At 69.4% G+C, this 14,110-nt stretch carries 10 protein-coding genes and 2 pseudogenes; 5 read left to right on the forward strand and 7 right to left on the reverse strand.

Going from position 1 to position 14,110, the window contains the following annotated elements; translation table 11 throughout:
* Positions 1-166: 166 nt before the first annotated feature.
* Entirely contained in the window at positions 167-1,228 is a 1,062-nt protein-coding gene (locus ACIQBL_RS23045) for a LuxR C-terminal-related transcriptional regulator (RefSeq protein ID WP_401944575.1), read from the forward strand.
* Positions 1,229-1,590: 362 nt separating this feature from the next.
* On the opposite strand, the gene ACIQBL_RS23050 is transcribed toward ACIQBL_RS23045, so the two are convergent.
* Positions 1,591-2,541 (reverse strand): helix-turn-helix transcriptional regulator, encoded by a 951-nt coding sequence (locus ACIQBL_RS23050; RefSeq protein WP_401945064.1) that lies wholly within the window; start codon positions 2,539-2,541, stop codon positions 1,591-1,593.
* Positions 2,542-2,722: 181 nt separating this feature from the next.
* Between ACIQBL_RS23050 and ACIQBL_RS23055 the strand changes: the two genes are divergently transcribed.
* Together ACIQBL_RS23055 and ACIQBL_RS23060 are read left to right on the forward strand one after the other, a co-directional pair.
* The gene (locus ACIQBL_RS23055; RefSeq protein ID WP_401944577.1) at positions 2,723-2,944 is read left to right on the forward strand and encodes a hypothetical protein; all 222 of its coding nucleotides are present in this window, start codon (positions 2,723-2,725) and stop codon (positions 2,942-2,944) included.
* A complete protein-coding gene (locus ACIQBL_RS23060; RefSeq protein ID WP_401944579.1) occupies positions 2,941-3,276 on the forward strand; it encodes a hypothetical protein in 336 nt (111 codons plus the stop codon). The genes ACIQBL_RS23055 and ACIQBL_RS23060 overlap by 4 nt, the downstream gene beginning before the upstream one ends.
* Positions 3,277-3,426: 150 nt before the next feature.
* On the opposite strand, the gene ACIQBL_RS23065 is transcribed toward ACIQBL_RS23060, so the two are convergent.
* Positions 3,427-3,840, reverse strand: coding sequence for a pyridoxamine 5'-phosphate oxidase family protein (locus ACIQBL_RS23065; RefSeq protein ID WP_401944581.1), 414 nt, complete (start codon positions 3,838-3,840; stop codon positions 3,427-3,429).
* A gap of 113 nt (positions 3,841-3,953) precedes the next feature.
* Between ACIQBL_RS23065 and clpB the strand changes: the two genes are divergently transcribed.
* Together clpB and ACIQBL_RS23075 are read left to right on the forward strand one after the other, a co-directional pair.
* A complete protein-coding gene (clpB, locus tag ACIQBL_RS23070; protein ID WP_401944583.1) occupies positions 3,954-6,551 on the forward strand; it encodes an ATP-dependent chaperone ClpB in 2,598 nt (865 codons plus the stop codon).
* Positions 6,552-6,676: 125 nt separating this feature from the next.
* The gene (locus tag ACIQBL_RS23075; RefSeq protein WP_401944585.1) at positions 6,677-7,210 is read left to right on the forward strand and encodes a YbjN domain-containing protein; all 534 of its coding nucleotides are present in this window, start codon (positions 6,677-6,679) and stop codon (positions 7,208-7,210) included.
* Positions 7,211-7,313: 103 nt separating this feature from the next.
* Here ACIQBL_RS23075 and ACIQBL_RS23080 read toward each other — a convergent pair.
* The 5 genes and pseudogenes from ACIQBL_RS23080 to ACIQBL_RS23100 all read right to left on the reverse strand — a co-directional run.
* Positions 7,314-7,436 (reverse strand): annotated as a pseudogene (locus ACIQBL_RS23080) (aminotransferase); the annotation flags it as partial.
* A gap of 496 nt (positions 7,437-7,932) precedes the next feature.
* Entirely contained in the window at positions 7,933-8,400 is a 468-nt protein-coding gene (locus ACIQBL_RS23085) for a hypothetical protein (protein ID WP_401944587.1), read from the reverse strand.
* Positions 8,400-12,737 (reverse strand): DUF6531 domain-containing protein, encoded by a 4,338-nt coding sequence (locus ACIQBL_RS23090; protein WP_401944589.1) that lies wholly within the window; start codon positions 12,735-12,737, stop codon positions 8,400-8,402. The genes ACIQBL_RS23085 and ACIQBL_RS23090 overlap by 1 nt, the downstream gene beginning before the upstream one ends.
* The gene (locus tag ACIQBL_RS23095) at positions 12,721-13,083 is read right to left on the reverse strand and encodes a hypothetical protein (protein WP_401944591.1); all 363 of its coding nucleotides are present in this window, start codon (positions 13,081-13,083) and stop codon (positions 12,721-12,723) included. The genes ACIQBL_RS23090 and ACIQBL_RS23095 overlap by 17 nt, the downstream gene beginning before the upstream one ends.
* Positions 13,084-13,656: 573 nt before the next feature.
* Positions 13,657-14,094 (reverse strand): annotated as a pseudogene (locus ACIQBL_RS23100) (aminotransferase class I/II-fold pyridoxal phosphate-dependent enzyme); the annotation flags it as partial.
* Between the last annotated feature and the right edge of the window lie 16 nt (positions 14,095-14,110).

The raw sequence follows: 14,110 nt of genomic DNA on the forward strand, positions 1-14,110 counted from the left end.
CCGGGTACCCCCCAGCTTGTTGCAAGGTGGCGCTCGGAGGCCGGTAGATAGTGGCTGATATCGGCTGTTTTCGGGGCCCGTTCGAGCGGGAGCCGTGTTGCGGAGCAGGACCGGTCCGCGCATAGTTGCGCTGCGGAAGAGGCGCAAACCGGGGGTGGGACGGTCGATGGCCGGGCACAGGACGGACGAGCATCCGCACGGTGCTGACCGGCTGTGCGACGACGGGGACCGCGTGTACTCCCGGGCCGTACGGCGGGGCCGGGTGCCGCGCACGGACGCCGAACCGGTGCCGTGCCTGCTGGAGCTGGCCCTCCTGCACCCCGACCCCGACGACATGGCCTGGCTGGTGCCGACCTCCCCGCAGGAGGTCATGACCCGGCTGCTGCGCGGGGTGTACGACGAGGTCAGCGAGAGCCACCGGCGGGTGGGCTCGGCGGTCGCGGCCTTCGAGTGGTACGCCGGTCTCGGCCGCCGTATCCAGGCGTCCGCGATGGCGTCGGCGACCCAGGAGGGCGGCGCCGCGATCCGCGTCCTCGACGGCCTGTCCCGTATCCAGGCGGCGATGGACGACGCGACCGAGGCCTGCACGGGCGAGGTCCTCACCGTCCAGCCCGGCGGCATCCGTCGCGAACCGGAACTCACCGAGGGCCTGCACCGCGCCCTCGCCCTGCGTGCGCGCGGGGTACGGATGCGCGACCTGTACACCCATGTCGCCCGGCACGGCCAAGGCCTCCTGAACTACCTGGAGTTGATGGGCGACGCGGTGGAGGCGAGAACGCTCGACGAGGTCGTCGACCGCCTGATCCTCTTCGACCGCAAGGTCGCCTTCATCCCCGCGAACGCCGACCACACGATGGCCCTGGAACTGCGCCACCCGGCGCTGATCGACTACTTCGTCACGGTCTTCGACCGCCTGTGGCGCCTGGCGATCCCCGTCGCGGCCCCGCTCCCCGACACCGGCATCGAGGGCATCTCGCACCGCGAACAGTCCATCGCCGCCCTGCTCGCGGACGGCCACCAGGACGCGGTGATCGCGGAACGGCTCGGTATAAGCGTGCGGACGTGCCGGGCCCATATCGCGCGCCTGTCGGAGACGCTCGGCGCGGCCAGCCGTACCCAACTCGGCGTGCGGATCGCCCAGGTGGGCCTGGACGGCCCCTCGTCACGCGTGCCGGACGTCCCGGCGCAGCTCACTCCCGCTGATCAGGAATCCCCGACCGCCCTGTGAGACAGCGGAGTCGGGCCCGGCTCCGGCGGTACAGCAGGCCGTGGTCGACCAGGCAGGGCGCCGCGGCGGCGGGCGCGCGGCTCACCCGGCCTTCAGCAGGGCGCGTTCGTAGAGCTCCGCTCCCGCGGGGCACAGCTCTTCCGGGCGGTGCTCCTTGCGGGGTGCGAGGACCACTCCGCTGCTCCCTCCTGCTTGAGGACTGCCGATGCCGCGACGGGGTGGTCGCGGTGGGCTCGGGCTCCGCCGTCGAGGGTGGCGGCGGGTTTCCCGGTGTCCGCGCCGCCGCGCCGGCATGCCCTGCTCGCCACGGCGAGGTTGACGGCGGCGCGTCGGTGACGACGCCGCCTCGCCTCCTTCGGTGTTCAGTGCCCGTGGTCCTGCTCCAGAAGTCCCGACTGGGCTATGAGGAAGCCGAGTTGTGCGCGGCTCCCGCTGCCCAGGGCCGTGGCCAGTTTGGCTATGTGCGCGCGGCACGTGCGGACGTTCATGCCCAGGCGGCGGGCGATGGCCTCGTCGACGTGCCCCTCGACGAGGAGCTTGGCGATGGAGTGCTGGATGTCCGTGATGCCGTCGGGAGCCGTCTCGTAGGGGGCGCCGGTGGCCAGCGGGACCGCGCGGGTCCACATGAACTCGAAGACCTTGATCAGGTAGCGGACGAGTCCCGGGTGCCGGAGTTCGAGGGCCACCTGCCCGTCGTCGCGGGTCGGGATGAAGGCCACGGTCTCGTCGCAGATGATCAAGCGCTCGACGAGTTCGTCTATGGTGCGGTACTCCACCTTGCCCTCGGTGAACTGGGCCACGTACGCCAGCGTCTCGGGGTTGTACCGGGCCGGGTGCTGGTACAGCGTCCGGATCCGGCAGCCCCGCTCGATCAGGGGCCGGTCCCGCTCCAGCGCCTTGGTGAGGGTGTGCTCCAGCCGGCGGCGGGCGGGCTGGACGGTGAGCATCTCGATCTGGCACTGGGCGGTGGCCAGATCCAGCGCCGCGTTGATCCGGTCTATGCCCTCCAGCACCGTGATCGAGTGCGTGGTCGCCGTCGACTGGGCACTGAGGGCCATGAACGGCTCGAAAGCATCGGCCAGCTCTATGGAGTGCCGCCGCCGCTGGGTGATCTCGTGCTCGATCGGGTTGAGCCGCTGGGCCAGCGCGATCTGGGGGGGTACGGGGCGCAGCCAGTTCGCGTCGTCGGGGTCGGGATGAAGTAGGGCGAACTCCATCAAACAGGGCGCCGGCTCCACATCCGTGCGGGCTATGCGTCCCGTGCGGAGAGCGTTCCCGTAGAGACGGTGTCCTTCCTCGCACAAGTCGGTCAGTGCGTGAGGATGTGTCCGCTTAATCTCGTTTATTGGCAAATCTCCACCCCCCAGGGTCCTGAACGTGCAGGAACATGATGCATCGATTGTGTGGCCACGACGTGCCGGAATGCGCCATCGTCGTAGTCGACGGGGGAGAGGTGACCTTCAAATGAGGACGAAGCCGACTATGCATAAGAGAATGCTTCGCTCGGCGCTTGCCGCCGCCTTCTCCATCGTTGTGGCCTTTGGCGCGCTGAGCGGCCTTGCGGGAACGAAGAGCGATATCGCGGGGGACAGCAGCTGGAGCACGACTGCCGCGGCCGTTCCCGGTGACAGCAGTTGGGTGATCGTGGCGTCCGACGTTCCGGACGACAGTTCCTGGGTGGCTCCGGCCGACAGCAGCTGGGCCGTACCGTCATGACCACTCCGCCCGACGACCGCTCCTTCCGGCGCGAGATGGCCACGGCCTACCGCTCCGGCTGGCACTTCATCGATCTGGCCACCGCGATCCCCCACAGCGGTGACTCGCTCATGGTGACCGTGTTCGGTGAGCCGGTCGTCGTGACGCGGGACGAGGACGAGGACGTGCGGGCGTACCGGTGTCTGCGACGGCCCCGGGGGGCGCCGCAGCCGGTGCGATGTGCCATCCGGTACGGAATGATCTTTGTGAATCTTGACCAGCGAGACCACCGGCTGGTGGAACCGGATGCCCCCGACGTCCGGACCATCTCAGCCACCCCCCGCAGTGCCTGACGCGATTCCCCCGTCGTAAAAGATCGCTCAGGTGCTTCCCCCCGCAGCGGCGTCACCGTGACCTGAACACGGTGACGCCGCTGCAGTTTGTGCGGAATGTTCGGGTATGGGTCGCGCCTCCGTGGCCGGAACTGATCGAGTTACCGCCGGTCAGCCCTTGCCCATCGCCCGCGTCAGCTCGATCTCGATCACCACCCGGGACGGGTTCGGCGACGGCGTCCGCTCGTAGCGCTCGGCGTACCGGCGCTCCGCCTCCGCGACCCGGTCGCGTTCGACGCGTACGACGGCCCGGCCCTCCAGCGTGGCCCAGCGCCGCCCGTCCACCTGGCACACGGCGACCCGCGCGCCCAGGGGGCCGGCGGCCAGCACGTTCGCCACCTTCGTGCTCGACTTGTTCGCGATGACCCGAGCCAGTCGCGCCTCCGGGTCGTATGTCACTCCGACGGGGACGACATGCGGGCTGCCGTCGGGGCGGAGGGTCGTGAGGGTGCACAGGTGCCGTTCCCGCCAGAAGGTGAGATACGGCGCGTCGGGATCGCCCGGGTCGACCGGGTGTGTGGTCATGCCCCCGGAACTTAGCCGCCGGATCGCCCCCTCCACTGCCTTGAGTGGAATAGACTCAACTTTGTGTACGTTGGCTGAGTCAGCCGTAGGACACCGAGGAGGAGAACGCGAACGTGGACGCCGAGCTGACCAACAGGAGCCGGGACGCGATCAACGCGGCCAGCAACCGTGCCGTGACCGGGGGGCACGCGGATCTCACCCCCGCGCATCTGCTTCTCTCGCTGCTCGCGGGGGAGGACAACGAGAACATCACCGACCTGCTCGCCGCGGTCGACGCCGACCAGGCCGCCGTACGGTCCGGAGCCGAGCGGGTGCTCGCCTCGCTGCCCAGTGTGACCGGGTCCACCGTCGCGCCGCCGCAGCCCAACCGTGAGCTGCTGGCCGTGATCGCGGACGCCGGCGAGCGCGCGAAGGAACTCGGCGACGACTACCTCTCGACCGAGCACCTGCTGATCGGTATCGCCGCGAAGGGCGGCGCGGCCGGCGACGTACTCTCCCAGCAGGGGGCCGGCGCGAAGAAGCTGCTGGACGCGTTCCAGAAGAGCAGGGGAGGGCGCCGGGTGACCACACCCGACCCCGAGGGGCAGTACAAGGCGCTGGAGAAGTTCGGTACGGACTTCACGGCCGCCGCGCGCGAGGGCAAGCTCGATCCCGTCATCGGGCGGGACCAGGAGATCCGGCGGGTCGTCCAGGTGCTGTCCCGCCGCACGAAGAACAACCCCGTCCTCATCGGCGAGCCCGGCGTCGGCAAGACCGCCGTCGTCGAGGGGCTGGCGCAGCGGATCGTTAAGGGGGACGTGCCGGAGTCCCTCAAGAACAAGCGGCTGGTCTCGCTCGACCTCGGCGCGATGGTCGCGGGCGCGAAGTACCGCGGCGAGTTCGAGGAGCGGCTCAAGACCGTCCTGGCCGAGATCAAGGACTCCGACGGCCAGATCATCACCTTCATCGACGAACTGCACACCGTGGTGGGCGCGGGCGCCGGGGGCGACTCCGCCATGGACGCCGGCAACATGCTGAAGCCGATGCTGGCCCGCGGCGAACTCCGCATGGTCGGCGCGACCACCCTCGACGAGTACCGCGAGCGCATCGAGAAGGACCCGGCGCTGGAGCGCCGCTTCCAGCAGGTGCTGGTGGCGGAGCCGTCCGTCGAGGACACGATCGCGATCCTGCGCGGCCTCAAGGGCCGCTACGAGGCCCACCACAAGGTCGTCATCGCGGACAGCGCACTGGTCGCCGCCGCGACCCTCTCCGACCGCTACATCACGTCCCGCTTCCTCCCCGACAAGGCGATCGACCTGGTCGACGAGGCGGCGTCCAGGTTGCGGATGGAAATCGACTCCTCCCCGGTCGAGATCGACGAACTCCAGCGCTCCGTCGACCGGTTGAAGATGGAGGAGCTGGCGCTCGACAAGGAGACGGACGCCGCCTCGATCGAGCGCCTGGAGAAGCTGCGCCGCGACCTCGCCGACCGCGAGGAGGAGCTGCGCGGCCTCAACGCCCGCTGGGAGAAGGAGAAGCAGTCCCTCAACCAGGTCGGCGAGCTGAAGGAGAAGCTCGACGAACTGCGCGGCCAGGCCGAACGGGCCCAGCGCGACGGCGACTTCGACACGGCTTCGAAACTCCTCTACGGCGAGATCCCCTCCCTGGAACGGGACTTGGAGGAGGCCTCTGAGGCAGAGGAGGAGGCGTCCAAGGGCACGATGGTCAAGGAGGAGGTCGGCCCGGACGACATCGCGGACGTCGTCGGTGCCTGGACCGGCATCCCCGCAGGCCGCCTCCTGGAGGGCGAGACCCAGAAACTCCTGCGCATGGAGGAGGAGTTGGGCCGTCGCCTCATCGGTCAGGGAGAGGCCGTACAGGCGGTCTCCGACGCCGTACGGCGCACCCGCGCGGGCATCGCGGACCCGGACCGCCCCACCGGCTCCTTCCTCTTCCTGGGCCCGACGGGCGTGGGCAAGACGGAGTTGGCGAAGGCCCTGGCCGACTTCCTCTTCGACGACGAGCGGGCGATGGTCCGCATCGACATGTCGGAGTACGGCGAGAAGCACAGCGTGGCCCGGCTGGTCGGCGCGCCTCCCGGCTACGTCGGCTACGAGGAGGGCGGCCAGCTCACGGAGGCGGTGCGCAGGCGCCCGTACTCGGTGATCCTGCTGGACGAGGTGGAGAAGGCGCACCCGGAGGTCTTCGACGTCCTGCTCCAGGTGCTGGACGACGGGCGGTTGACGGACGGTCAGGGCCGCACGGTCGACTTCCGCAACACCATCCTGATCCTCACCTCGAACCTGGGCAGCAACTTCCTGATCGACCCGCTCACCGGCGAGGACGAGAAGAAGGCACAGGTTCTGCAGGTGGTCCGGGCCTCCTTCAAGCCGGAGTTCCTGAACCGCCTGGACGACCTGGTCGTCTTCTCCGCCCTGAACAGGGAGGAGCTGGGCCGCATCGCGGGGCTCCAGATCGGCCGCCTCGCCAAGCGCCTGGCCGAACGCCGCCTCACCCTGGAGATCAGCGACGAGGCCCTGACCTGGCTCGCGGACAACGGCAACGACCCGGCCTACGGCGCGCGACCGCTCCGCCGCCTCGTCCAGACCGCCATCGGCGACCGGCTCGCCAAGGAGATCCTGGCGGGGGAGGTCAAGGACGGGGACACGGTACGGGTGGACGCGTTCGGGGACGGGCTGATCGTGGGGCCGGCGACCGGCAAGACGCTGTAGGCGGCACCGTGGGACCCTGGGCGGACCGGATCCGGTCAGCCCAGGGCGGACAGTCCCGGCAGGGGTTGCCACGCCCCTCCCCGGATGGGGGAGGATGGCGGAATCCGTACGAAGGGAAATACACGGTGAGCATCGACCCGTCCTCGATTCCGAACTTCGGGGGCCAGCCCGAGCCGAACCCCCAAGGACCGGCGGGCCCCGTCGTCCCGGATCAGGACCTTGTGAAGCAGCTCCTCGACCAGATGGAGCTGAAGTACGTCGTCGACGACGAGGGTGACCTCGCGGCGCCGTGGGAGCAGTTCCGTACGTATTTCATGTTCCGCGGTGAGGACGACCAGCTCGTCTTCTCGGTGCGCACGTTCTACGACCGTCCGCACGACATCGACGTCAAGCCGCAGCTGCTGGAGTCGATCGACGACTGGAACCGCCGCACCCTGTGGCCCAAGGTCTACACGCACACCCACGACGACGGCACCGTCCGTCTCATCGGTGAGGCGCAGATGCTGATCGGCACCGGCGTCGACCTGAACCACTTCGTGTCCTCGACGGTCAGCTGGGTGCGCGCCGCGATCGAGTTCGACCGCTGGCTCGTCGAGCAGCTCGGCCTCACCGAGGAAGTCGACGAGGCCGACGAGAAGCCCGAGGACGACGGGGAGTAGTCCTCGCTCCTCCTTGGTCCCGCACGACCTGTGCACACGTGACCGGCGCCCGTCCACAGCCTGTGGACGGGCGCCGTCGCATGATGGCGACGACGCCGGCGCGTTCGGGGAGGGACAGGGCCTCCGCGACGGCGTACTGGAAGGGGCCCGACGCCACATACGTCAGGAACTGCTTCGCCGACCGTACGGCCGTCACCAGCGCGGGCGCGCCCGTCACCCACCCCACACCGTGTTCGCGCACCTATTGGTGTGCGGTGCGGCCCGCCCCTCAAGGGAGGCCGGCGTGGTCGGCGGACCGGCTGCGCTCGTGTGCCGCGGCGAGCGTCCCAGGACATCTCCGTCCGCGCCCCCGTTCTTCCGCTGCGTGACGGAGCCGGGGCGGCCGCAGGCCCCTTCCTGATCGAGCTCGCAGCCGTATCGCCAGGCTCGATGGCACGGCACTGTCCGCCGTATCCTGACCACACAGAGGGAGCAGCCGCCCGTAAGTGCCATGAGTGTCGGCGCGGTCGTGTCCCTCGGGCGCCATGCGAAGACCGCGTCCGATGTCTGCATCGACTTCCCCGCCGACGAGAACTCCGCCCCCGGTCTGGCAATCCTGCGTGAGGACGCCCGCCGCGAAGGCGAGCGCTACGGCTTCGAGGACGTCCTGCTGATCTTTGAGGTCGTTTCGACTTCCGGATGGAAGCCGTGCGGCTCGGGATCCCGGCCGGCCTTGACGAGCTTCACGGCCGCCATCGGATCAGGGCAGGCATGGCAGTGTGGTCGGTGCCTTCCATCGTCACGATGACTTCCCGGCCCGTCGCCGTTCCCAGCCAGGTCACGAATGAGCGGACGGGCGTGAAGGCCGCTTCGTCGACCACGTCGGACGGATCGAAGGTGAACTCGATCTCTTCGATGTCGAAGAAGTAGCAGGTGAACCACACACCGTCGATGTCGATGGCCAGGCTCGCCGATTCCTCCGGGTCCTGCTCAAGCCGGGACCATACGGCAGCGGCGTCCGGGGTGCCTCTCTCCGTGGTGTCGGAGAGCGTCCAGGTGAGGACATGGCGCCCCGGGACCGCACGCAGGCCGTCGAACATGCGTCGCCAGTCGTCGATCGTGGTGTCGAGGACGCAGACGTCCCGCAGAGCTCCGTCTGTTGCGAAGTCGTCTGCCCGGTAGGCCGGTTCGGTCTCGTGCTGCCCCGCCATCACAGGAATCCTTCGAAAGTGAGCTGGCCGCCACGCCAACTCCATCGGGCGCCCCAGCCTCCAGGCACCCTGAAGTCCCGGGTGATGCCGCCGTATTGAGCAGACGCCGAGGTGTTGACCTTCTCGACCACGTTCGGGTCGGTGAGTATGTCCTCGATCATCTCATTGGCGATCTCGGTCCGTTCACTGTTGGTCAGCTTGCCGAAATTGTACATATCGACATGTGCTTGACCTCGTTTCGCCAGGTTGCCCGGGCTTGGGTCGCCGTGTTTTTGCAGTGCCCTGCCGGCGGGCGACAGCTGGCCCTTCTTGATGGTGGTGGCCGCCTGGGACAAGTCGTGGGTGCTGTAGTTGCAGGGGGAGAGCCCGAGGGGGTCGATCCAGGTGAGCGGAGTACGCACATAGCCGTAGTGATTGGCCGCCGGCTCCAGTCCCAGCGGGTCCGCGCTGATGTACCGGGCCGTTTCGGGGTCGTAGTAGCGGTGCAGGTTGTAGTGCAGTCCGCTCTCGCCGTCGGCGTACTGTCCCGGGAAGCGCAACGGACAATCGACGGGTCGTCCGGCGCTGTCGTCCGGGACCGGGAAGCCAGTGCCCCACAGGGTGGTGCGGCGCTGCCAGAGCAGGTCTCCGGACACGGACACCAGTTCCATGGGGGTACCGACGGGGTCCGTGACCACGGCATGGAAATGGGCTGTGCGCTCGGGGTTCGTCTCCTCGGCCAAGCGCGCCAGGAACGACGTGTTCGGCCCTGTGGCCGACGGCTCGTGGTCGGTCTGGGCCACCGGGCGGGGGGTGCCCGGTTTGTAGTCCCAGGTCAGCGCCCGGCCGTCCGATGTGGTCTGCTCGGCCAGGAGGGTGTCGTCCCAGCTGAACTCCGTGCGGTCGTGCTTCGAGCCGTCCTCGGCCACCCGGTGCTTGGAGATGCGCCGACCCAGCGGGTCGTAGACATAGCACCACCGGTCGCCGTCCGGGGTGACCACCGCCGTCAGACGGTCCTCGGCGTTCCAGACGTAGGCCCACGTACGGTTCTGACCGCTCAGGAGTTTGCGGGTTCTGCGGATCAGGCGCCCTTGCGCGTCGTGCGCGTACGCGGTCCTGCCCGCCGAGCGGACGAGGGTGCCGTCGAACTCCCGCTCGCCGGGATCGTGGTGGGCGGGCGCGGTGGCGTCCACCAGATTGCCCGCCGCGTCGTAGGCGTAGGTCTCGGTCCAGCCGTAGGCGCTCACTCCGGTGACGCGGCCCATGCCGTCGAGGTCGAAGCGGCGGGTGCCCGAGGTCAGCTCGCGAATCTCGGTGAGGTAGCCGTCGGCGCGGTGGGCGTAGGTGCGGTGCTGGAGGAGGCGGTCCACACTGTCCGTCCCCGGGCCGGAGGTAAGGCACTGACCGGTGAGAAGGTTCCTCGGGTTCCAACTCTGGGTCAGCCTCACCTCCCTACCGAGGCGGCGCTCCGTCTCACGGCCCGCGGGATCGTGGGCGAAGTGCAGTTCGCCCACGGACGAGCGCAGGGTCAGCGGGCGCCCCGTCGGGTCGTACGTCCACTCCGAGGCAAGCCCGGACGGCGTCACCCGGCGGACACGGCGGCCGAGAGCGTCGTAGGCGTACGTGGTCGTGCGGCCGTTCACCGTCTCCGACAGCACACGGCCCAGGCAGTCCCGCTCCAGTACGAGCTCGGCCTCGGCGTTGGCCGCCTGCGCGAGACCGCCGTCGGGTCCGTACGCGAACGTCGTGACGGCGCCCGCCCCGGACCGCTGCTCCAGCACCTGCCCCACAGCGTCCCGCGTGAAGTGCAGCGTCTCCCCGGCGCCGTTGGTCCGGGAGGTCAACTGCCCTGCCGCGTCATGGACGTACGTGAGCACGCGGCCGTTGAAGTCCGTCTCCGCGGTCAGCCGGCCGGCCTCGTCGTAGGTGTAGGACCAGGTACGCCCCTGAGGGTTGGTGACACCGGTCAGACGGAGCTCGGTGTCGTAGGCGAACTCATAACGGGCGCCGTCCGGGTCAGTGCGCAGGGCGGGGACGTCGAAGGGGACCGGAGTGTGGTGGGTCGTGTTGCCGGCGGAGTCGGTGTGGCTGAGGAGGTTGCCTTCCGCGTCCCAGGTCCATGACTCACGCGTGCCGTCCGGGTGTTGGCGCCATGCCTGCTTGCCCTCGCTGGTCCAACCCAGACGGGTGGTGTGCCCGAGCGGATCGGTCACGGCGGTGATCCGGCCGAAGGAGTCCCGGCGGATCGTCGTGGTGTGACCCAGCTCGTCGGTCGTCGCGGCGGGCAGGCCGGCCAGGTCGTACGCGATGGTGCGGGTGTGGCCGAGGGGGTCGGTGATCGTGGTCGGGTGACCCGCCCCGTCGTGCGTGTACCGGGTCTCGGCCCCTGTGGGGTCGACGGTGGTGAGGAGGTTGCCCCGTTCGTCGTAGGTGTGCCGCCAGACCGCCCCGCCTGGCTCGACGACCTCGGTCGGCTGCCCCAACGCGTTGCACGTGGCTTGCGCGGCCGATCCGTCGGGCAGCGTGAGTTCCGTCAGGTTGCCCGAGACGTCGTAGGTGTACCGGGTCGTACGCCCCAGCGGGTCCGTGACCGTGACGGGCCGCGCGCCGTACTCGTCCCACTGGGTGCGGGTGACGTTGCCGAGCGGGTCGGTCTCCTCCTCGACCAGGCCCTCGGCGTTGTGGCGGTGCACCGAGACGTGGCCCTGGGAGTCGGTGTAGGTCGTCGTGCGCGTGGTGTCGTCGTAGGCCAGGGTGCCGGAGAGGATGCCGTCGACACCCTCGGTGCGGACGACCCGGCCGCGCTCGTCGTAGGCGTAGGCGAACCAAGTGCCGTTGCGGTCGGTCCACTTGGTGACCCGGCCCTGCTCGTCGTAGGCGAACCGCAGTGGTTCTCCGCTGGAGTTGACGACCTCCGTGAGGTTGCCGGCGCCGTCGTAGCCGTAGCGCATCACGACGGTGCCCTCGCCCACCGGGCCGTCCGGGCCGTAACGGGAAGGGGGTTCGTCGAGCAGGCGCAGGGCGGTGATGCGGGGGCCGGTCGTGTCGACGGCGACGTAGTAGCCGCCGGAGTGGCGGAGCCCGAACGGGACGCCCTCGTCGTCGCGTTCGACGTCGACGCGGTGGCCGTTGCGGTCGCTCCAGGAGTCCAGCGCGAGGTGGAAGACGCCGAAGGTCGGGGAGGGCACGGGGGCGGCGAAGGTGCGGACGACTCCGGTCGCCGGGTCGGTGACCGTCATCGCGCTGTCCGGCTTGCCGTCCCATTCCAGCGGCCAGCGCACGCCCTTCACCGGCATGGTCGGCACGCCCGGTTCCGGGACCGGGTAGACCAGGCGCATGCCGTCCGCCGCCGCGAACACCACGCCCTCGCCGTCGATCTGGAGGCACTCGTCGAGGGTGGAGATCCAGGTCGGGCCGAAGCAGACACCGCCGCGATACGAGGAGAGGTGGGTGCGGGTGAACTCCAGTGGCAGGCTTCCCGGCAGCGCCAGATCTGTCTGCGTCATCAGCATCGCGCCGGTCGCCACGTCGATCGGCTCGCCGACACAGGGCGTGCGGTCCGCGGTGCGGGCGGCCGGGCCCAACTCCACCAGGTCGGGTCGGAGCGAGGGCGGGCGCAGGAGCAGCGGGGTGGTGTCGCTGAGCCCGCCTTCCATGGTCGCTTTCAGGACCCCGCCGCCGGCGCCCAGCGCGCCGCCGAAGAGCATGCCGTCCTCGGCGGCCTGGTTGACCTCGTCGAGGCTGAAGCCCTGCTGGAGACCGGTCGCGATCTTCAGCGGCTGGGCGACGGCCAGGTCGACGGTCACCGACTCGATCCCGCCGAACGCGGCGGCCACCAGCGTGCCCCCGGCGATCTCGGCGATCGTCGTGGAGACCGCGAACCCCAGCCCGGCACCGAACTCGATGACCAGATCGGCCGCCGCGACGGCCGCGCCGGAGGCCAACCCGGCGGTGAAGAACGCGAGGGCCACCCCGCCCGCGATCACGGCGGCGTCGATGCCGATCTGCGTCCACAGTTTGTTGATGGCGTCGTCGATCGCGTCGGCGAACTTCTCCAGCGCGGTGGCCATTTCACGCCCGGAGTCGGCGAGATCCTTCAGCCAGCCGCTGTCCTTGCCCTGGGCGCTCTGCGCGTAGCGGCCCCAGAACTTGTCGAACGCCTCGATCGACTCACCGGTGTTGTTGTGGATGATCGACGACGCGCTCTGCTGCACCGGGCCCCGCACATCGTCGACCGCGCCCGCGAAGGTGCGCCAGGCCGTCGCAGCCGACCGCACCTTCCCCGAGTCGGCCTCCGGCCACCACAGGCCCAGATCGAGCAGGATCTTCCGGGCCTCGTCCTCAACGCTCACCGGCACCGTCCGACTTCGGGACCTTCACTTCGGTGAACATTCCGGCGATCAGCTCGTCGTTGTCGACATGACCGTCCGCCAGGTCCGCCATGGCCTCGTGAATGCTCGTCAGCCCGAGCACCAGCGTGCCCGCCGCGCTCTCGATCTTCTTCTGCAACGGCTTGTAGGAGTCCCCGAACTCCTTGCCCTGCTTGTCGTTCCCCCAGGGCTCACCCAGACCGTCGAGCGACTTCACCAGCGCGGTCAGTGCCTTGCCCAGATCAGCTGCCGCCGTCTGGAAGTCCGGTGCCGCCCGCTTGATGTCGGCCGTCTTGATGTCGAGAACCTTGGCCGGGTCCTTGCCGTCACCCATCGCGCGTTCCCCGTTCGCAGTCGCGGCCTCCGACCCTAAGAGAGGCGGGTCAAGGGAAAGTCATATTGAAGGCATGTGCAGGCAATGCGCTGATGGTGGGAATGCCCGTCAACGAGGTCAAGTTCGTCGTCTTCGGCCGGCTGGGCGACAGCGTCCGTCTCGTGGTGGTCGTGCCTGGCGACATAGCTTGGCAGGCCGGTGACACCGTGCCCTCCACCATCGCGAGCGGGGTCAACGGCCCTCCGCGATCTCCGCTTCCGTGTTGGCAAGCCGCAGTCTGCGTAGACATCCGCTCGGGCACGCGAACGGGCCGACATGTGTTGCGTGCAGCGTCTGTTCGGCAATGGAACCGGGGTACGGCGAGAAGTCGTAGACGTGCGTGCCGCCGCATTCACACGTGTCGTAAACCGACTCGGTGGCGGCGCGTCCTCTGCCCTACTGGCGGGTTCCTGTAGTCCGCTCGCCCTCGACGGCTCTGTCGGCCGGCTCAATGTCCTCATCCCGCGGGTGAGCAGGCCGGGCCCCGGCGGAGTCACCGTTGGCCCCCTTGTTCGGGACGAAGAGGCCGTGGATTCACTCGGCCAGGCGGCGCAGCCGACCGGCTGCTTCCTTGAGGACGTCGTCCTTCTTGCAGAACGCGAAGCGGACCTGACTGCGGCCGGCGTCGGGATCGTCGTAGAACACGGAGTTGGGGATGGCGACGACGCCGCAGCGTTCGGGGAGCGCGCGGCAGAAGGCGTAGCCGTCCTTCTCGCCGAGGGGAGAGATGTCGGTGGTGATGAAGTACGTGCCCTGGGGCTGGTAGACCTCGAACCCGGCCGCGCGCAGGCCGTCGGCGAGCAGGTCGCGCTTGCGGCGGAGGTCGGCGCGGAAGCCGTCGAAGTACGCGTCGGGCAGCGCCAGTGCCTCCGCGACCGCGTACTGGAAGGGGCCCGACGCCACGTAGGTGAGGAACTGCTTCGCCGAGCGTACGGCGCTGACCAGGTCCGGGGTTCCCGTCACCCACCCCACTCCGTGTTCGCGCACC

Source organism: Streptomyces sp. NPDC088350 (genome assembly GCF_044753545.1).
GTDB lineage: Bacteria > Actinomycetota > Actinomycetes > Streptomycetales > Streptomycetaceae > Streptomyces.